At 52.5% G+C, this 19434-nt stretch carries 17 protein-coding genes; 12 read left to right on the top strand and 5 right to left on the bottom strand.

Annotation, left to right across the window (positions count from 1 at the left end):
• Positions 1–64 precede the first annotated feature (64 nt).
• Entirely contained in the window at positions 65–1057 is a 993-nt protein-coding gene (idnR, locus tag OGY67_RS07345; protein WP_032944294.1) for a DNA-binding transcriptional regulator IdnR, read from the top strand.
• 45 nt (positions 1058–1102) lie between these two features.
• Here the strand turns inward: idnR and leuD are convergent, their stop codons facing one another.
• The 5 genes from leuD to leuL all read right to left on the bottom strand — a co-directional run bounded on the left by leuD (position 1103) and on the right by leuL (position 5961).
• Positions 1103–1708 (bottom strand): 3-isopropylmalate dehydratase small subunit, encoded by a 606-nt coding sequence (leuD, locus tag OGY67_RS07340; RefSeq protein WP_003829572.1) that lies wholly within the window; start codon positions 1706–1708, stop codon positions 1103–1105.
• 10 nt (positions 1709–1718) lie between these two features.
• Positions 1719–3119, bottom strand: a complete 1401-nt coding sequence (gene leuC, locus OGY67_RS07335; protein ID WP_008786189.1) for a 3-isopropylmalate dehydratase large subunit — start codon at positions 3117–3119, stop codon at positions 1719–1721.
• A 2-nt stretch (positions 3120–3121) separates the two neighbouring features.
• Positions 3122–4213 carry a 3-isopropylmalate dehydrogenase gene (leuB, locus tag OGY67_RS07330; RefSeq protein WP_003829570.1) on the bottom strand — a complete coding sequence of 364 codons (1092 nt, stop codon included), beginning with the start codon at positions 4211–4213 and terminating at the stop codon, positions 3122–3124.
• Positions 4213–5784, bottom strand: coding sequence for a 2-isopropylmalate synthase (leuA, locus tag OGY67_RS07325; RefSeq protein ID WP_008786191.1), 1572 nt, complete (start codon positions 5782–5784; stop codon positions 4213–4215). Before leuA ends, leuB begins: the two co-directional genes overlap by 1 nt.
• A 90-nt stretch (positions 5785–5874) precedes the next feature.
• Positions 5875–5961, bottom strand: coding sequence for a leu operon leader peptide (leuL, locus tag OGY67_RS07320; protein ID WP_048998978.1), 87 nt, complete (start codon positions 5959–5961; stop codon positions 5875–5877).
• A 654-nt stretch (positions 5962–6615) separates the two neighbouring features.
• Here leuL and leuO point away from each other — a divergent pair.
• From leuO to mraY, 11 genes are all read left to right on the top strand, one after another.
• On the top strand, positions 6616–7563 hold the full coding sequence (gene leuO, locus OGY67_RS07315) for a transcriptional regulator LeuO (protein WP_020996231.1): 948 nt from the start codon (positions 6616–6618) through the stop codon (positions 7561–7563).
• A gap of 318 nt (positions 7564–7881) precedes the next feature.
• The gene (gene ilvI, locus OGY67_RS07310) at positions 7882–9606 is read left to right on the top strand and encodes an acetolactate synthase 3 large subunit (protein ID WP_020996230.1); all 1725 of its coding nucleotides are present in this window, start codon (positions 7882–7884) and stop codon (positions 9604–9606) included.
• A 2-nt stretch (positions 9607–9608) separates the two neighbouring features.
• Positions 9609–10100: an acetolactate synthase small subunit gene (ilvN, locus tag OGY67_RS07305; RefSeq protein WP_003829566.1), complete on the top strand. Its 492-nt coding sequence runs from the start codon at positions 9609–9611 to the stop codon at positions 10098–10100.
• A gap of 265 nt (positions 10101–10365) precedes the next feature.
• Positions 10366–11370, top strand: coding sequence for a catabolite repressor/activator (gene cra / locus OGY67_RS07300; RefSeq protein ID WP_003018794.1), 1005 nt, complete (start codon positions 10366–10368; stop codon positions 11368–11370).
• 613 nt (positions 11371–11983) lie between these two features.
• Entirely contained in the window at positions 11984–12442 is a 459-nt protein-coding gene (gene mraZ, locus OGY67_RS07295) for a division/cell wall cluster transcriptional repressor MraZ (RefSeq protein ID WP_003018792.1), read from the top strand.
• A gap of 1 nt (position 12443) precedes the next feature.
• Entirely contained in the window at positions 12444–13385 is a 942-nt protein-coding gene (gene rsmH / locus OGY67_RS07290) for a 16S rRNA (cytosine(1402)-N(4))-methyltransferase RsmH (RefSeq protein ID WP_003018789.1), read from the top strand.
• A complete protein-coding gene (gene ftsL, locus OGY67_RS07285; protein ID WP_000625651.1) occupies positions 13382–13747 on the top strand; it encodes a cell division protein FtsL in 366 nt (121 codons plus the stop codon). Before rsmH ends, ftsL begins: the two co-directional genes overlap by 4 nt.
• Positions 13748–13762: 15 nt before the next feature.
• Complete coding sequence (gene ftsI / locus OGY67_RS07280) at positions 13763–15529, top strand: peptidoglycan glycosyltransferase FtsI (protein WP_003829538.1); 1767 nt, start codon at positions 13763–13765, stop codon at positions 15527–15529.
• Entirely contained in the window at positions 15516–17003 is a 1488-nt protein-coding gene (gene murE, locus OGY67_RS07275) for a UDP-N-acetylmuramoyl-L-alanyl-D-glutamate--2,6-diaminopimelate ligase (protein ID WP_008786196.1), read from the top strand. Before ftsI ends, murE begins: the two co-directional genes overlap by 14 nt.
• Entirely contained in the window at positions 17000–18358 is a 1359-nt protein-coding gene (gene murF, locus OGY67_RS07270) for a UDP-N-acetylmuramoyl-tripeptide--D-alanyl-D-alanine ligase (protein ID WP_032942363.1), read from the top strand. The genes murE and murF overlap by 4 nt, the downstream gene beginning before the upstream one ends.
• Complete coding sequence (gene mraY / locus OGY67_RS07265) at positions 18352–19434, top strand: phospho-N-acetylmuramoyl-pentapeptide-transferase (RefSeq protein WP_003018774.1); 1083 nt, start codon at positions 18352–18354, stop codon at positions 19432–19434. Before murF ends, mraY begins: the two co-directional genes overlap by 7 nt.

Genomic DNA, 19434 nt, shown 5'->3' with positions numbered 1-19434 from the left:
GTCGCTAACCGGCTGTGATAAGGTTCTCTGCGAGCATAATGGGCTGTTGGTCGTAGAGAACCTCATGAAAAACAATCGGATGACATTACAGGATATCGCTAATCTGGCCGGGCTGAATAAGATGACGGTCAGCCGTTATCTGCGTGACCCGAATCAGGTGTCGCAACGCAGCCGCGAATTGATTTCGAAAGTGATGGAAGAGAACAACTACATCCCCAACCGCGCCCCGGAAATTCTGCTCAACGCACGCAGCAAAACCATTGGTGTGCTGATCCCCTCGTTTCGTAATCAGATCTTTGCCGACGTGCTTGCAGGGATTGAATCAGTCACCTCGGCCTGCCAGTACCAGACGCTGATCGCCAACTACGAATATGATGCCGAGCGTGAAGAACGCGAGGTGCTGAACCTGCTCTCTTACAATATCGACGGCCTGATCCTCACGGGAAAGCTGCATACCGAGCGGATGATCCAGTACGTGCGCGCCAGCGGCGTACCGGTGGCGGAACTGATGGATATTAGCGGCCAGTATCTTGATATTCAGGTTGGGTTTGATAACGAAAAAGCCGCGTTTGAAATGACGCAGGCTTTTATCGACAGCGGTAAACGCAGCATTGCTTTCTTTGGCTCGATGGATGACCCCCGAGACCTTAGCCGTTTTCGCGGCACCGAGAAAGCGCTGGCGGCGCAGGGACTGGAAGCGTACCACCTGGCGCCAAAAACTATTTCGTCGGTGGCGCTGGGACGTAAGATGTTCCAGCAGGCGATGGCGGAAAAGCCGGATATTGACGCTATTTTCTGTACCAACGATGACCTGGCGGTTGGCGCGCTGCTGGAGTGTCAGGCACAACAGTACGATGTGCCGGGAAAAATGGCGATTGCCGGTTTCCACGGGCTGGAAATTGGCCGTGCGCGGCTGCAAAAAATCGCCAGCGTGATTACGCCACGCTTTGAGATTGGCAAAACGGCGGCGGATATTCTGATTAAGCGTTTGAACGGGAAAGATGCGCCGGGCAGCGTCAATCTTGGCTACCAAATCTATTACGGCGATACGCTGTAGGCGAAGAGAAGGGGCTGGCCACCGTGTGGTGACCAGCGGAAGAGATTACTGCATAAACGCTGGCTGCTTGTCTTCGTACTCGGTGATTGCCGCTTCATGTTGCAGCGTCAGCCCGATGCTGTCCAGACCGTTCAGCATGCAGTGGCGGCGGAAGTCGTCGATTTTAAAGCTATAGGACTTATCGCCTGCTTTCACCACCTGCGCTTCCAGATCCACTTCAAATTTAATGCCCGGATTGGCTTTCACCAGCGCGAACATTTCATCTACCTGCGCGTCGCTCAGGGTCACCGGCAACAGTTGGTTATTGAAACTGTTGCCGTAGAAGATGTCGGCGAAGCTTGGTGCGATCACCACTTTAAAGCCGTAATCGGTCAGTGCCCACGGCGCATGTTCGCGTGAAGAGCCGCAGCCAAAGTTTTCCCGTGCGAGCAGAATTGATGCCCCTTTATATTCCGGGAAGTTTAAAACGAACTCAGGATTCGGCTGTTGGCCCTTTTCGTCCAGGAAACGCCAGTCGTTAAACAGATGGGCGCCAAAACCGGTGCGCGTAACCTTCTGCAAAAACTGTTTAGGGATAATTGCGTCGGTATCAACGTTGGCGGCATCCAGTGGGACAACCAGGCCGGTATGCTGGGTAAATTTCTCTGCCATGGTAGTTTCCTTATTTGATGCTGCGAATGTCGGCAAAATGACCGGTTACGGCGGCAGCGGCGGCCATGGCCGGGCTGACTAAATGCGTGCGACCACCGCGGCCCTGACGACCTTCAAAATTACGGTTGCTGGTGGATGCGCAGCGTTCGCCTGGGTTCAGGCGGTCATTGTTCATCGCCAGGCACATGGAACAGCCCGGTAAACGCCATTCAAAACCGGCTTCGATAAAGATCTTATCCAGACCTTCTGCTTCCGCCTGCGCTTTCACCGGACCAGAGCCCGGCACCACCAGTGCCTGCACGCCCGGCGCAACTTTGCGCCCTTTGGCGATTTCTGCCGCGGCGCGTAAATCTTCAATACGCGAGTTGGTGCAGGAACCGATGAACACTTTATCGATAGCCACTTCCGTTAACGGAATACCCGGTTTCAGCCCCATATACGCCAGCGCTTTTTCAGCTGATGCACGCTCAACGGGATCGGTAAATGACGCCGGGTCGGGAATATTATCGTTCACCGAGATGACCTGACCTGGGTTTGTTCCCCAGGTGACCTGCGGAGCGATCTCTTCTGCCTGCAGGGTAACGACGGTATCAAACGTCGCGTTGTCGTCGGTTTTCAGGGTTTTCCAGTATGTAACCGCGTGGTCAAAATCCTCGCCCTTCGGTGCGTGTAAACGACCCTGAACATAGTTAAAGGTCGTTTCATCCGGTGCGACCAGACCCGCTTTGGCGCCCATTTCAATGGCCATGTTGCACAGGGTCATCCGGCCTTCCATGCTCAATGCACGGATGGCTTCGCCACAAAACTCAACGACGTGTCCGGTACCGCCTGCGCTACCGGTTTTACCGATAATCGCCAGCACGATATCTTTTGCGGTAATGCCAGCGGCTGCTTTACCGTTGACTTCAATCTTCATGGTTTTGGCGCGCCCCTGTTTCAGGGTCTGCGTCGCCAGAACGTGTTCAACTTCAGAGGTGCCAATGCCAAATGCCAGTGCGCCGAACGCGCCGTGTGTAGCGGTGTGGGAATCGCCGCAGACGATGGTCATACCCGGCAACGTCACGCCTTGTTCTGGCCCCATCACGTGAACGATACCCTGATACGGATGGTTCAGGTCGTACAGCTCGACGCCAAATTCGTTACAGTTCTTAATCAGCTCCTGCATCTGGATGCGCGCCATCTCACCCGACGCGTTGATGTCTTTGGTTTGGGTCGAGACGTTGTGATCCATGGTGGCAAAGGTTTTAGCTGGCTGGCGCACCTGACGGCCATGCGCGCGCAGACCATCAAACGCCTGCGGAGAGGTCACTTCATGCACCAGATGCCTGTCGATGTACAACAGTGGGGTTTCGTTTTGCGCCTCAAAGACGACGTGCGCATCAAACAATTTTTCGTACAACGTTTTGGCCATGATTACACCCCTTCTGCGACGTAACGGGCAATGATGTCGCCCATTTCATCGGTACTGACTGCGGCAGCGCCACGGGCTAAGTCACCGGTGCGAATGCCTTCTTCTAATGCGCGGTTGATGGCGCTCTCAATTGCGGTTGCCGCATCATTGGCATCCAGGCTGTAGCGCAGCAGCAGCGCCAGCGACAGGATCTGGGCGATAGGGTTGGCAATATTTTTCCCGGCGATGTCCGGAGCGGAGCCGCCAGCAGGCTCGTACAAACCGAAGCCCTGCTCATTCAGGCTGGCGGACGGTAACATGCCCATTGAACCGGTGATCATGGCGCACTCATCAGACAGAATGTCACCAAACAGGTTAGAGCACAGCAACACGTCGAACTGGGATGGATCTTTAATTAATTGCATAGTCGCGTTGTCGATGTACATATGCGCCAGTTCAACGTCCGGGTATTCATTAGCAATTTCATTGACAATTTCGCGCCACAGAATAGACGTTTGCAGTACGTTAGCTTTATCAATCGACGTAACTTTACGGCGACGTTTGCGAGCGGATTCAAACGCTATACGCGCAATACGTTCGATCTCGAAACGGTGATAAACCTCGGTATCAAAGGCTTTTTCATGTTGTCCGCTGCCTTCGCGGCCTTTTGGTTGACCGAAGTAAATCCCGCCAGTCAGTTCGCGTACGCACAGGATGTCGAAACCGTTCGCGGCAATATCTGCGCGCAGAGGGCAAAACGCTTCCAGCCCCTGGTAGAGCTTAGCCGGGCGCAGGTTGCTGAATAATTTGAAGTGCTTACGCAATGGCAGCAGTGCGCCACGCTCTGGCTGCTGGTTTGGCGGTAAGTTTTCCCATTTCGGGCCGCCAACGGAGCCAAACAGAATGGCGTCAGCTTGTTCACAGCCTTCAACCGTTGCAGGTGGCAGCGGCTGACCGTGGTTATCGATCGCGGCACCACCCACGTCGTAGTGGCTGGTGGTAATGCGCATGTTAAAACGGTTGCGGATTGCGTCCAGTACCTTCAGGGCTTGCGCCATTACTTCCGGGCCAATACCGTCACCCGGCAAAACAGCAATATGATAATTCTTCGACATCACACGGTTTCCTTGTTGTTCTCGTTGTTCTGAGCTTTGCGTTGCAATTCTTTTTCGACTTCTTCGGCGCGCCAGATGTTGTTCAGCACATGCACCATCGCTTTAGCAGAAGATTCGACGATATCTGTCGCCAGACCGACGCCGTGGAAACGACGACCGTTATAGTTGGCAACGATATCCACCTGACCCAGCGCATCTTTACCGTGCCCTTTGGCGGTCAGGCTGTATTTCACCAGTTCGATGTTGTACTCAGTTACACGGTTGATGGCCTGATAAATAGCATCGACCGGACCGTTACCGTTCGCCGCTTCGGCTTTGACTTCGTCACCGCAGGCCAGCTTGACGGAGGCGGTGGCGATGTCGTTTGAGCCGGACTGCACGCTGAAGTAATCCAGACGGAAATGCTCTGGTTCTTCCTGCTGTTTATTAATGAAGGCCAGCGCTTCCAGGTCGTAATCAAATACCTGACCTTTTTTATCCGCCAGTTTCAGGAATGCGTCATACAGGTTGTCCAGGCTGTATTCATTTTCTTTATATCCCATCTCATCCATACGGTGTTTCACCGCGGCGCGTCCGGAACGGGAGGTCAGGTTCAGCTGTACCTGGTTCAGACCAATTGATTCAGGCGTCATGATTTCGTAGTTTTCACGGTTTTTCAGTACGCCGTCCTGATGGATGCCGGAGGAGTGGGCAAAGGCACCGCTGCCGACAATGGCTTTGTTTGCCGGAATGGGCATGTTGCAGATTTGGCTGACTAACTGGCTGGTACGCCAGATCTCCTGGTGATTGATGCGGGTCTGTACATTCAGGATATCTTTACGCACCTTGATCGCCATGATCACTTCTTCCAGTGAGCAGTTACCGGCGCGTTCGCCGATACCGTTCATCGCGCCTTCCACCTGACGCGCTCCGGCGTGAACGGCTGCCAGCGCGTTGCCGACGCCCAAACCTAAATCATCATGGGTGTGTACGGAGATGATGGCTTTATCGATATTTGGTACGCGTTCATACAGGCCAGAAATGATTGCCCCAAATTCGAAAGGCATGGTGTAACCGACGGTATCGGGGATGTTAATGGTTTTGGCACCTGCGTTAATAGCAGCTTCAACAACGCGAGCCAGATCGGCGATAGGGGTACGGCCTGCATCTTCGCAGGAGAACTCCACGTCATCGGTATAATTACGCGCACGCTTAACCATGTAGACCGCGCGCTCAATGACCTCATCCAGCGTACTGCGTAATTTCGTCGCAATGTGCATCGGCGAGGTGGCGATAAACGTATGAATACGGAAAGCTTCAGCAACTTTCAGCGATTCTGCGGCAACATCGATATCTTTTTCTACGCAGCGTGCTAAGGCGCAAACGCGGCTGTTTTTAACCTGACGAGCAATGGTCTGCACTGACTCAAAGTCGCCCGGTGAAGAAACGGGGAAACCCACTTCCATCACGTCCACGCCCATACGCTCAAGGGCCAGCGCAATCTGCAGTTTTTCTTTCACACTCAGGCTTGCCTGTAACGCTTGTTCACCATCGCGTAAGGTGGTATCGAAAATAATGACTTGCTGGCTCATGGTTTAGGTCCTTGGTTTCTTAGGGCGCCTTGCTTCGAGCATAAAAAAACCCGCGCAACGGCGCGGGTTTTTGTCTTAACTGGAGCTGACTTAATGCTGAATGTCGTCCACCAGTCTACCGCGCAATGAAGATGCGTTTAGTAGTAGTAGACCGTTAAAACGAGCAATGTAAGTCATCAATTAAGCTCCAGGCGAATGCGATATGCTTTTAGTGGTACTGGATATGAAGACTGATGTCAACCCTCACTCCTGCAAATGCCTTACTTGAGGGGAGAAGTTTCTGCAAAACTTAAGCGAATTGTGCTGAATTTTTCGGAGTACATAAAATTAATCAGTTGATGGTTGTACATACTTTTCATGGTTTGACATATTTGAGCATAATTATTTGCATTTATTGTAACGGCGAACTGAAGAAAAGGTCGCCCTTAGGATTTCATATCTTTATGATTTATCTGTTTTTATAGTAATCATGAATGGCTATGGGCAGTGTAACACCACATAATTGATAAATTAATGTTAACTTTTAATGTATTAATAATATAAACATTTAATTAAAACTTAAATACGTATTCACGATACGTATGATTGTATATTCGCCATGCTTATGGTTATATTGTTTTTGAAATTTAAACATATGAATCACCGTGCAGTGACACCTGCCACACTGCGCTCGCATTGGTCTTTTGTTCATTTAGGTTTGTACCTTTATGTTTTCCTAATTTTAATGTTTTTTCTTTTTCTCATCTTATATGTATGGTAAATCATATTAACGGAGATTATTTCTTCACTCCGTCTGGGAAAAGGGAGTTTAGAGTGACAGTGGAGTTAAATATGCCAGAAGTAAAAATAATAGATAAAACAAATATTATAGATATGGGGAAGCCACAGCTTCGCATGGTTGATCTTAATTTATTAACCGTCTTTGATGCGGTGATGCAAGAACAAAATATTACCCGTGCCGCGCATACTTTAGGAATGTCGCAACCTGCTGTCAGTAATGCGGTCGCGCGCCTGAAAGTGATGTTTAATGATGAGCTTTTTGTTCGTTATGGACGCGGTATCCAGCCGACAGCAAGAGCTTTCCAGCTATTTGGTTCTGTTCGCCAGGCATTGCAATTAGTGCAAAATGAACTGCCTGGATCGGGTTTTGAGCCAGCCAGCAGCGAGCGCGTATTCAATCTTTGCGTATGCAGCCCATTGGATAATATTCTGACGTCGTTGATTTATAATCGGGTTGAGCAAGTTGCACCAAACATTCATGTCGTATTTAAATCTTCACTCAATCAAAATACAGAGCATCAATTACGTTACCAGGAAACAGAATTCGTTATTAGCTATGAAGAATTCCGTCGTCCTGAATTTACCAGTATTCCGTTATTCAATGACGAAATGGTGTTAGTCGCAAGTAAAAAGCATCCGCGCATTAGTGGTCCGTTATTGGAAAGCGATGTCTATAATGAACAGCATGCGGTGGTGTCACTTGATCGCTTCGCATCATTCAGCCAACCATGGTATGACACACCGGATAAACAATCCTGCGTAGCTTATCAGGGCATGGCATTAATTAGCGTTCTTAATATTGTGTCGCAAACGCATTTGGTCTCTATTGCGCCGCGTTGGTTAGCAGAAGAATTTGCCGATTCTTTAGAACTACAGATCTTACCTTTACCGTTAAAATTGAACAGCCGCACATGCTATCTTTCCTGGCATGAAGCCGCGGGCCGGGATAAAGGACATCAATGGATGGAAGAGCTGTTAGTCTCCGTTTGTAAGCAGTAGCACTTGGCAGAGTAAACCGGACAATACATCCTGTTTATTCTGCTTTTGTCTTTATAACTGAAATTTTATGCTGAACTCTATTTTTTACGTCTGTCCAAAAGTGTCAAAAAATAGAGTAATTGCTGTAAGTTCCCATTTTTAAGCGATTATTTATCATACTGATTGCTTATGCTGGTTTAATTCTCCGTTTATTCGCGTCTTTCCTCCTTTTTATTCTTATTTACTCCAGTGACACCCCTTCGGAGTCAATTGCCATGCGTCATCGTCAGCGGTTAATGTGTTGTTAAACCGTAATTCATTATAAGAGTGAGGCAAGCCATGGAGATGTTGTCTGGAGCCGAGATGGTCGTCCGATCGCTCATCGATCAGGGTGTGAAGCAGGTATTCGGTTATCCCGGGGGGGCCGTCCTCGATATTTATGATGCGCTGCATACGGTCGGCGGTATTGATCATGTGCTGGTCCGCCATGAACAAGCGGCGGTACATATGGCTGATGGCCTTGCGCGTGCCACGGGAGAAGTGGGGGTCGTATTAGTTACCTCCGGACCGGGGGCGACCAACGCGATTACCGGAATCGCAACGGCTTACATGGATTCCATTCCGCTGGTGATCCTCTCCGGACAGGTCGCAACGTCGCTGATTGGCTACGATGCCTTCCAGGAGTGCGACATGGTAGGTATATCCCGCCCGGTGGTAAAACACAGCTTCCTGGTCAAACAAACGGAAGATATCCCACAGGTGCTGAAAAAAGCCTTCTGGCTGGCAGCAAGCGGTCGCCCAGGGCCAGTGGTGGTGGATTTGCCGAAGGATATTCTGAATCCGGCGAAGAAACTGCCTTATAGCTGGCCGGACTCGGTGAGTATGCGCTCGTATAATCCGACGACGACGGGGCACAAAGGACAGATCAAACGGGCGCTACAGACGCTGGTCGCGGCGAAGAAACCGGTTGTCTATGTGGGCGGTGGCGCGGTCAATGCTGCTTGCCATGAGCAGTTAGCTCAGATTGCTGAAGCGCTGAATCTGCCGGTTGTCTCCTCGCTAATGGGGTTGGGCGCGTTTCCTGCCACGCATCGTCAGGCGCTGGGCATGTTAGGGATGCACGGTACATACGAAGCGAATATGACCATGCATCATTCCGATGTGATCTTTGCTGTCGGCGTTCGCTTTGACGATCGAACGACAAATAACCTGGCAAAATACTGTCCGAATGCGACCGTGCTGCATATCGACATCGATCCGACCTCTATTTCTAAAACCGTTACTGCGGATATTCCGATTGTGGGTGATGCCCGTCTGGTGCTGGATCAAATGCTCGAACTGCTGGAGCAAGAGAAATCACAGCAGCCACTGGATGATAACCGTGACTGGTGGCAACAGATTGAGCACTGGCGCGCCCGTCAGTGTCTGAAATACGACACGCAAAGCGAAAGCATTAAGCCGCAGGCGGTGATTGAAACCATCTGGCGTCTGACGAAAGGGGAAGCGTATGTGACCTCTGACGTTGGCCAGCATCAGATGTTTGCCGCACTTTATTATCCGTTCGATAAACCGCGTCGCTGGATTAACTCAGGCGGCCTCGGCACGATGGGATTCGGTTTACCTGCGGCGTTAGGGGTGAAAATGGCGTTGCCGGATGAAACGGTAGTGTGCGTCACCGGGGATGGCAGCATTCAGATGAACATCCAGGAGCTGTCGACGGCGCTGCAGTATGAACTGCCGGTGCTGGTGCTCAACCTTAACAACCGTTATCTCGGCATGGTCAAACAATGGCAGGACATGATCTACTCCGGGCGTCACTCCCAGTCTTACATGCAGTCGCTGCCCGATTTTGTGCGCCTTGCTGAGGCTTATGGGCATATCGGTATCCAGATTAATCATCCAGATGAACTGGAGAGCAAGCTGGGTGAAGCGCTGGAGCATGTGCGTAACCATCGTCTGGTGTTTGTCGACGTCACCGTCGACGGCAGTGAGCATGTCTACCCGATGCAGATTCGTGGGGGCGGGATGGATGAAATGTGGCTAAGCAAAACGGAGAGGACCTGATTATGCGCCGGATATTATCAGTATTGCTGGAAAATGAGTCGGGTGCATTGTCGCGGGTGATTGGCCTCTTCGCCCAGCGTGGATACAACATTGAAAGCCTGACCGTCGCGCCGACCGACGACCCCACCTTATCGCGGATGACGATTCAGACGGTAGGGGATGAGAAAGTCCTTGAGCAGATCGAAAAGCAGCTCCACAAACTGGTGGATGTTCTGCGCGTTAGCGAGCTGGGGCAGGGTGCCCATGTTGAACGAGAAATCATGCTGGTGAAAATCCAGGCCAGCGGTTATGGCCGGGAGGAGGTGAAACGCAACACGGAGATTTTCCGCGGGCAAATCATCGACGTGACGCCGTCTATCTACACCGTACAACTGGCGGGCACCAGCGACAAGCTGGATGCGTTTCTGGCAACTCTACGTGAAGTCGCCAAAATTGTGGAAGTTGCTCGTTCCGGTGTGGTGGGACTCTCCCGTGGCGATAAAATTATGCGCTAATCGTCAACCGTAGGCCTGGTAAGCAAAGCGCTATCAGGCCTCATCGTGGAGGTCATGCCGGATAGCGGCGTAAACGCCTTATCCTACCTGCTGGTAACGAACCCGCTTTCGCTGATGCTTCTGGTTGCACTTTTTTTTTGCGAAATCAGCAGTAACCAGAGACAAAAGCGGTTGCCGCAGTCATTATTCTGCGCTTAGATGTTAAGAAGTTTAACCCATGCCATCTAAAAGGTTATGGTTTGTACATTTTACGCAAGGGGCAATTGTGAAACTGGATGAAATCGCTCGGTTGGCCGGCGTTTCGCGAACGACTGCAAGCTACGTTATTAATGGCAAAGCAAAGCAATATCGCGTAAGCGACAAAACGGTTGAAAAAGTCATGGCGGTGGTGCGTGAGCATAATTACCACCCGAATGCCGTGGCGGCCGGGCTGCGTGCTGGACGCACACGTTCTATCGGGCTGGTGATCCCGGATCTTGAGAACACAAGCTATACCCGGATCGCAAACTATCTGGAACGCCAGGCGCGTCAGCGTGGGTATCAGCTGTTGATTGCCTGCTCTGAAGATCAGCCGGATAACGAAATGCGCTGTATTGAGCATCTTTTACAGCGCCAGGTCGATGCCATTATTGTGTCGACTTCTTTGCCGCCTGAGCATCCGTTCTACCAACGCTGGGCAAACAGTTCATTCCCGATTGTGGCGCTGGACCGTGCACTGGATCGCGAACATTTTACCAGCGTTGTGGGTGCGGATCAGGATGATGCGGAAATGCTGGCAGAGGAGTTACGCAAATTCCCTGCTGAAACCGTCCTCTATCTGGGCGCGCTTCCTGAATTATCCGTCAGTTTCCTGCGCGAGCAGGGTTTTCGTACCGCGTGGAAGGACGATCCGCGTGAAGTCCATTTCCTGTACGCCAACAGCTATGAGCGGGAAGCGGCTGCGCAGCTGTTTGATAAATGGCTGGAAACGCACCCAATGCCTCAGGCGTTGTTTACCACGTCGTTTGCCCTGTTGCAGGGCGTGATGGATGTGACCCTGCGTCGTGATGGGCAACTGCCGTCTGATTTAGCGATTGCGACTTTTGGCGATCACGAACTGCTCGACTTCCTGCAGTGCCCGGTACTGGCAGTGGCACAGCGCCATCGCGATGTCGCAGAACGCGTGCTGGAGATTGTACTGGCAAGTCTGGACGAACCGCGTAAACCAAAACCAGGTTTAACGCGTATACGGCGTAATCTGTACCGTCGCGGTATTCTCAGCCGTAACTAAGTTTCCTCAATTGATGACGTCGGCGGGATAAGCCTCTGACGTCTTCAATTTTTCTATTCTCAGAAATAACCGCATTATATTTAAGAATATTCTTTAGAATTATCTGAAATTCATTCTTGAAATACCCCGAATTAAAAATGCAACTATCCATTTTTGGGTTATTGATACGTAACGACGCGTTACGCTTGTATTATTTTGTTACATGCATGTATGGATTTGCCGAATTAACAAACACTTTGCTCTCGTATTGCGGCCATCTGGTGCTTACCTCGGCTCTGCGCGGCGTACAGACCGATTAACTGGTACTGTTAACTCGCTGCATATTGTCCTAAAATGCCGCTCGCGTCGCAAACTGACACTTTATATTTTCTTTGGATGATATTCAGTTGTTTTAAACAATGATGAGTTGTTGGATTTTTTTCTTACAAATATTCATGACGTTAATTTGCTTCGTTTGCTGTACGGAATTTGTTCAACGCTGATATTAGCCGTAAACAATGGGTTTTTTGCTCCGCTAAGCGCCGCGACTTGCTTGACAAGGTTTTCCTCCGCTCCGTAAACTCCTTTAAGTGGGAATTTGTGGGATAAAGTGGTAATTGGGGGTGAGACTGGCATGTTCCGGGGAGCAACGTTAGTTAATCTCGACAGTAAAGGGCGCTTATCCGTGCCTACCCGTTATCGGGATCAACTGCTTGAGAGCGCTACCGGTCAAATGGTTTGCACCATTGACATCCATCACCCGTGCCTGCTGCTGTACCCCCTGCCTGAATGGGAAATAATCGAGCAGAAGCTATCGCGTCTGTCGAGCATGAATCCAGTTGAGCGCCGCGTACAGCGCTTATTGTTGGGTCATGCCAGCGAATGTCAGATGGATAACGCTGGTCGATTACTGATAGCACCCATTCTGCGGCAACACGCAGGGCTAACGAAAGAAGTGATGCTGGTTGGGCAGTTCAATAAGTTTGAGCTGTGGGATGAAACGACCTGGTATCAACAGGTCAAGGAAGATATCGACGCTGAGCAGTCTGTTACTGGCGCGTTGTCGGAACGATTGCAGGATTTGTCTCTATAAAATGACGGAAAATTATAAACATACAACGGTGTTGCTGGATGAAGCCGTAAACGGCCTGAATATTCGTCCAGACGGCATCTACATTGACGGGACATTTGGTCGCGGTGGTCACTCACGTCTGATCCTCTCCCAGCTTGGCGAAGAGGGACGTTTACTGGCAATCGATCGCGATCCGCAGGCTATTGCTGTTGCAAAAACGATTACCGATCCCCGTTTCTCCATCGTACATGGACCTTTCTCTGCGCTGGCTGACTATGTCGCCGAGCGTGGACTGACCGGTAAGATCGACGGGATTCTTCTCGATCTCGGCGTTTCTTCACCGCAGCTCGATGATGCAGAGCGCGGTTTCTCGTTTATGCGTGACGGTCCGTTAGATATGCGTATGGACCCAACACGCGGTCAGTCAGCGGCCGAATGGCTGCAAACCGCCGATGAAGCAGACATTGCCTGGGTGATTAAAACCTTTGGCGAAGAGCGCTTCGGCAAACGCATTGCGCGCGCCATCGTGGAGCGCAACCGCATCGAACCGATGACCCGCACCAAAGAGCTGGCGGAAGTTATTGCAGCGGCAATGCCGGTGAAGGACAAATTCAAACATCCCGCGACCCGTACCTTCCAGGCGGTGCGCATTTGGGTGAACAGTGAACTGGAGGAGATAGAGCAGGCGCTAAAAAGCTCGCTCAGCGTGCTGGCTCCAGGTGGTCGCCTTTCGATCATCAGTTTCCATTCGCTTGAAGACCGCATTGTGAAACGCTTTATGCGTGAACAAAGCCGTGGTCCTCAGGTACCGGCTGGAATACCGATGACCGAAGCGCAGATCAAAAAGCTGGGCGGCCGTGAGTTAAGAGCACTAGGCAAGATGATGCCGGGTGAAGAAGAGGTAGCTGAGAATCCTCGTGCCCGTAGTTCAGTTCTGCGTATTGCAGAGAGGACGAACGCATGATCAGCAGAGTGACAGAAGCCCTCAGCAAAGTTAAAGGATCGATAGGAAGCAACGAGCGCCATGCCTTGCCTGGCGTGATCGGTGACGATCTTTTGCGGTTTGGGAAGCTGCCACTCTGCCTGTTCATTTGCATTATTTTGACGGCGGTTACCGTCGTGACAACAGCACACCATACGCGGTTACTGACTGCGCAGCGTGAGCAGCTGGTTCTGGAGCGAGATGCGCTGGATATCGAATGGCGCAACTTGATCCTTGAGGAGAACGCGCTCGGCGACCATAGCCGTGTTGAACGGATCGCAACGGAAAAGCTGCAAATGCAGCATGTCGATCCCTCACAAGAAAATATCGTAGTACAAAAATAAGGATAAACGCGACGCATGAAAGCAGCGGCAAAAACGCACAAACCAAAACGCCAGGAAGAACAAGCCAACTTTATCAGTTGGCGTTTTGCGTTACTGTGCGGCTGTATTTTGCTGGCACTGGGTTTTCTGCTGGGGCGCGTTGCCTGGCTGCAAATCATCGCGCCGGACATGCTGGTGCGTCAGGGTGATATGCGCTCTCTACGCGTCCAGGAAGTGTCTACATCACGCGGAATGATTACCGACCGCTCTGGTCGCCCGCTGGCGGTGAGCGTTCCGGTTAAAGCGATATGGGCCGACCCGAAAGAAGTACATGATGCAGGCGGCGTGAGCGTTGGCGAACGCTGGAGAGCGCTGTCAACCGCGCTGAATCTCCCGCTCGATCAACTGGCTTCCCGCATTAACGCCAACCCGAAAGGGCGCTTCATCTATCTGGCGCGTCAGGTAAACCCTGACATGGCCGACTACATCAAGAAACTGAAGCTGCCAGGTATCCACCTACGCGAAGAATCCCGCCGTTACTATCCTTCCGGAGAAGTGACTGCTCACCTCATCGGCTTTACTAACGTCGACAGCCAGGGGATTGAAGGCGTAGAGAAGAGCTTCGACAAGTGGCTCACCGGACAACCGGGCGAACGTATTGTACGTAAAGACCGTTATGGCCGCGTCATTGAAGATATCTCCTCTACCGACAGCCAGGCGGCGCATAACCTCGCGTTGAGCATTGATGAGCGTTTACAGGCACTGGTCTACCGTGAACTGAATAACGCCGTGGCGTTCAACAAGGCGGAGTCAGGCAGTGCGGTACTGGTGGATGTAAACACCGGTGAAGTGCTGGCCATGGCCAACAGTCCGTCCTACAACCCGAACAATCTCACCGGTACGCCAAAAGACGCGATGCGTAACCGTACCATCACCGACGTGTTTGAACCGGGTTCTACCGTTAAACCGATGGTGGTGATGACCGCGCTGCAGCGTGGCGTGGTACGCGAAAATACCGTCCTTAACACTATCCCTTACCGAATTAATGGTCACGAAATCAAAGACGTGGCGCGTTATAGCGAATTAACCCTCACCGGGGTTTTGCAGAAGTCGAGTAACGTCGGTGTTTCCAAGCTGGCGTTAGCGATGCCGTCCTCAGCGTTAGTAGATACTTACTCACGTTTTGGGCTGGGAAAAGCGACCAATTTGGGGTTGGTCGGAGAACGCAGTGGCTTATATCCTCAAAAACAACGGTGGTCTGACATAGAGAGGGCCACCTTCTCTTTCGGCTACGGGCTAATGGTAACGCCGTTACAGTTAGCGCGAGTCTATGCAACGATCGGCAGCTACGGCGTTTATCGTCCACTGTCGATTACCAAAGTAGACCCTCCTGTTCCGGGTGAGCGTATCTTCCCGGAAGATACCGTGCGTACCGTCGTGCATATGATGGAAAGCGTGGCGCTGCCGGGCGGCGGCGGCGTGAAGGCGGCGATTAAAGGCTATCGCATCGCTATTAAAACCGGTACAGCGAAAAAAGTAGGGCCGGATGGCCGCTACATCAACAAATACATTGCTTATACCGCAGGCGTTGCGCCTGCGAGTCAGCCGCGCTTCGCGCTGGTTGTTGTTATCAACGATCCGCAGGCGGGTAAATACTACGGTGGCGCCGTTTCCGCGCCGGTCTTTGGTGCCATCATGGGCGGCGTACTGCGCACCATGAACATCGAGCCGGATGCGCTGACAACGGGCGATAAAAATGAATTTGTGAATAATCAAGGCGAGGCAACAGGTGGCAGATCGTAATTTGCGCGACCTTCTTGCTCCATGGGTGCCGGGTGCACCGGAGCGAGCACTGCGGGAGATGACGCTTGACAGCCGTGTGGCTGCATCAGGCGATCTCTTTGTCGCAGTATTGGGTCATCAGGCGGACGGGCGTCGGTATATCCCGCAGGCGATAGCGCAAGGTGTGGCTGCCATTATTGCAGAAGCAAAAGATGAAGCTACTGATGGTGAAATCCGTGAAATGCATGGCGTTCCGGTCATCTATCTCAGTCAGCTTAACGAACGTTTATCTGCACTGGCGGGCCGTTTTTACCACGAGCCTTCTGAGAAAATGCGTCTGGTCGGCGTAACCGGGACTAACGGTAAAACCACCACCACCCAATTGCTGGCCCAGTGGAGCCAACTGCTTGGCGAAACCAGCGCGGTAATGGGAACAGTAGGTAATGGCCTGCTGGGCAAAGTGATCCCGACGGAAAATACCACCGGTTCAGCCGTTGATGTCCAGCATGTGCTGGCGGGGCTGGCTGCGCAGGGCGCAACGGTTGGCGCGATGGAAGTCTCTTCACACGGCCTGGTTCAGCATCGCGTGGCGGCGCTGAAGTTTGCCGCATCAGTATTTACTAACTTAAGCCGTGACCATCTCGACTACCACGGCGACATGGAACATTACGAAGCCGCGAAATGGCTGCTGTATTCCACGCACCATTGCGGCCAGGCCATCGTCAATGCGGATGATGAGGTCGGCCGTCGCTGGCTGGCGAAACTCCCGGATGCGGTTGCCGTTTCGATGGAAGACCACATCAACCCGAACTGTCATGGTCGTTGGTTAAAAGCGGTTGACGTGAAGTATCACGACAGCGGGGCAACGATTCGTTTTACCTCCTCATGGGGCGACGGCGAAATTGAAAGCCGCCTGATGGGGGCGTTTAACGTCAGCAATCTTTTGCTGGCGCTGGCAACGCTGTTGGCACTGGGCTATCCGTTAGCTGATTTACTGAAAACGGCGACACAATTGCAGCCGGTTTGCGGGCGTATGGAAGTGTTCAGCGCGCCGGGTAAAACCACCGTGGTGGTTGATTACGCCCATACGCCAGATGCGCTGGAAAAAGCACTGCAGGCGGCACGTCTGCACTGTACTGGCAAACTGTGGTGCGTCTTTGGCTGCGGCGGCGATCGCGATAAAGGCAAACGTCCGTTGATGGGCGCAATCGCTGAGCAGTTTGCAGATGTTGTCGTGGTGACTGATGACAACCCGCGTACCGAAGAGCCGCGCGCCATTATTAACGACATTCTGGCGGGTATGCTGGATGCCGGACAGGCGAAGGTGATGGAAGGGCGCGCAGAAGCCGTGACAAACGCCATTATGCAGGCGAAAGAAAACGACGTGGTGCTGGTGGCCGGGAAAGGTCACGAAGATTACCAGATCGTCGGCTCGCAGCGTCTCGACTATTCTGACCGCGTGACCGCAGCGCGTCTGCTGGGGGTTATCGCATGATTAGCGTAACGCTCAGCCAACTGGCGGAGATCCTCCGTGGCGAACTGAAAGGGGCCGATCTGACCCTTGATGCCGTAACAACCGATACGCGTAAAGTGACGCCGGGCTGCCTGTTTGTGGCGCTGAAAGGCGAACGCTTTGATGCCCATGATTTTGCAGACAAAGCGCAAGAGAGCGGGGCGGGTGCGCTGCTGGTCAGCCGCCCGTTGGACACCAACCTGCCGCAGCTGATTGTTAAAGATACGCGTTTGGCGTTTGGTGAACTGGCGGCGTGGGTTCGCGCTCAGGTTCCGGCGCGCGTTGTCGCGCTGACCGGCTCATCCGGTAAAACGTCCGTCAAAGAGATGACGGCTGCCATTCTGAGCCAGTGTGGTAACACCCTATATACAGCGGGCAATCTGAATAACGACATCGGCGTACCGATGACGCTGCTGCGCTTAAATAACGATTACGACTATGCCGTGATTGAGCTCGGCGCCAACCATCAGGGCGAAATCGCCTGGACCGTCGGCCTGACGCGTCCGGAAGCGGCGCTGGTGAACAATCTGGCCGCCGCGCACCTGGAAGGTTTCGGATCTCTGGCGGGCGTTGCGAAGGCAAAAGGTGAGATTTTTACCGGCCTGTCTGAGAATGGTATCGCCATTATGAATGCCGACAACAACGACTGGTTGAACTGGCAAAGCATCATCGGCGAACGCAAAGTCTGGCGCTTCTCCCCGAATGCGGCCAACAGCGACTTTTCTGCTACCAACGTTCATGTGACCTCGCATGGCACAGAATTTTCTCTGCAAACGCCGACCGGAAGCATTGATGTCCTGCTGCCGTTGCCGGGTCGCCACAATATCGCTAACGCCCTTGCGGCGGCGGCGCTTTCTATGGCGGTAGGCGCGACGCACGAGGCGATCAAAGCGGGTTTGAAGGATCTGCAAGCGGTACCGGGACGTCTGTTCCCGATTCAACTCGCAGAAAATCAGCTGCTGCTGGACGACTCCTATAACGCGAACGTCGGTTCGATGACCGCAGCGGTGCAGGTGCTGTCTGAAATGCCGGGCTATCGCGTACTGGTCGTTGGCGATATGGCAGAGCTTGGCGCAGAAAGTGAAGCATGCCATGTACAGGTTGGTGTTGCTGCGAAAGCAGCAGGTATCGACCGCGTACTGAGTACAGGAAAATTGAGTCAGGCAATTAGCGACGCCAGCGGCGTTGGCGAACATTTTGCGGATAAAAGCGCGCTGGCCGCGCATCTTAAAGCATTGATTGCAGAACATCAGGTCATGACGATTTTAGTGAAGGGTTCACGTAGTGCCGCCATGGAAGAGGTAGTACGCGCATTACAGGAGAATGGGACATGTTAGTTTGGCTGGCCGAACATTTGGTCAAATATTATTCCGGCTTTAACGTCTTTTCCTATCTGACGTTTCGCGCCATCGTCAGCCTGCTGACCGCGCTGTTCATCTCTTTGTGGATGGGCCCGCGCATGATTGCCCGCTTGCAAAAAATGTCCTTTGGACAGGTCGTACGTAACGACGGCCCGGAATCGCACTTCAGTAAACGCGGTACGCCAACCATGGGCGGGATCATGATCCTCACCGCGATTGTTATCTCCGTTCTGTTGTGGGCATATCCGTCGAACCCGTACGTATGGTGCGTGCTGGTGGTATTGATTGGCTACGGCATTATCGGTTTTGTCGATGACTACCGCAAAGTGGTGCGCAAAGATACCAAGGGGCTGATTGCCCGCTGGAAGTACTTCTGGATGTCGGTGATTGCGCTGGGTGTAGCCTTTGCGCTGTACCTCGCCGGTAAAGATACCCCGGCTACCGAGCTGGTGGTGCCGTTCTTTAAAGATGTCATGCCGCAATTGGGGCTGTTCTACGTGCTGCTGGCGTACTTCGTGATTGTGGGCACTGGCAACGCGGTAAACCTCACCGATGGCCTGGATGGTCTGGCGATTATGCCGACCGTGTTCGTGGCCGCAGGTTTTGCGCTGGTGGCATGGGCTACAGGTAACATGAACTTTGCCAACTACCTGCACATTCCCTATTTACGCCATGCCGGCGAACTGGTGATCGTCTGTACGGCGATTGTCGGTGCGGGGTTAGGCTTCCTGTGGTTTAACACCTATCCGGCGCAGGTCTTTATGGGCGACGTCGGTTCTCTGGCGCTGGGCGGCGCGCTGGGCATTATTGCCGTGCTGCTGCGTCAGGAATTCCTGCTGGTAATCATGGGCGGCGTATTTGTTGTGGAAACGCTGTCGGTCATTCTGCAGGTTGGCTCCTTTAAGCTGCGCGGACAGCGCATCTTCCGTATGGCGCCGATTCACCATCACTATGAACTGAAAGGCTGGCCGGAACCGCGCGTAATTGTGCGCTTCTGGATTATTTCGCTGATGCTGGTGCTGATTGGCCTGGCAACGCTGAAGGTACGTTAA

This window comes from Citrobacter sp. Cpo015 (genome assembly GCF_030333035.1).
Taxonomy (GTDB): Bacteria; Pseudomonadota; Gammaproteobacteria; order Enterobacterales; family Enterobacteriaceae; genus Citrobacter; species Citrobacter portucalensis.
This window is presented reverse-complemented; position numbering and strand designations above follow the sequence as displayed.

Coding starts and splice junctions, on each gene's coding strand:
- murF (WP_032942363.1), top strand. CDS start 17,000: ATGATTAGCGTAACGCTCAGCCAACTGGCGGAGATCCTCCGTGGCGAA.
- ilvN (WP_003829566.1), top strand. CDS start 9,609: ATGCGCCGGATATTATCAGTATTGCTGGAAAATGAGTCGGGTGCATTG.
- leuC (WP_008786189.1), bottom strand. CDS start 3,119: ATGGCCAAAACGTTGTACGAAAAATTGTTTGATGCGCACGTCGTCTTT.
- ftsI (WP_003829538.1), top strand. CDS start 13,763: ATGAAAGCAGCGGCAAAAACGCACAAACCAAAACGCCAGGAAGAACAA.
- leuA (WP_008786191.1), bottom strand. CDS start 5,784: ATGAGCCAGCAAGTCATTATTTTCGATACCACCTTACGCGATGGTGAA.
- ftsL (WP_000625651.1), top strand. CDS start 13,382: ATGATCAGCAGAGTGACAGAAGCCCTCAGCAAAGTTAAAGGATCGATA.
- idnR (WP_032944294.1), top strand. CDS start 65: ATGAAAAACAATCGGATGACATTACAGGATATCGCTAATCTGGCCGGG.
- ilvI (WP_020996230.1), top strand. CDS start 7,882: ATGGAGATGTTGTCTGGAGCCGAGATGGTCGTCCGATCGCTCATCGAT.
- mraY (WP_003018774.1), top strand. CDS start 18,352: ATGTTAGTTTGGCTGGCCGAACATTTGGTCAAATATTATTCCGGCTTT.
- rsmH (WP_003018789.1), top strand. CDS start 12,444: ATGACGGAAAATTATAAACATACAACGGTGTTGCTGGATGAAGCCGTA.
- leuL (WP_048998978.1), bottom strand. CDS start 5,961: ATGACTTACATTGCTCGTTTTAACGGTCTACTACTACTAAACGCATCT.
- leuB (WP_003829570.1), bottom strand. CDS start 4,213: ATGTCGAAGAATTATCATATTGCTGTTTTGCCGGGTGACGGTATTGGC.
- mraZ (WP_003018792.1), top strand. CDS start 11,984: ATGTTCCGGGGAGCAACGTTAGTTAATCTCGACAGTAAAGGGCGCTTA.
- leuO (WP_020996231.1), top strand. CDS start 6,616: ATGCCAGAAGTAAAAATAATAGATAAAACAAATATTATAGATATGGGG.
- leuD (WP_003829572.1), bottom strand. CDS start 1,708: ATGGCAGAGAAATTTACCCAGCATACCGGCCTGGTTGTCCCACTGGAT.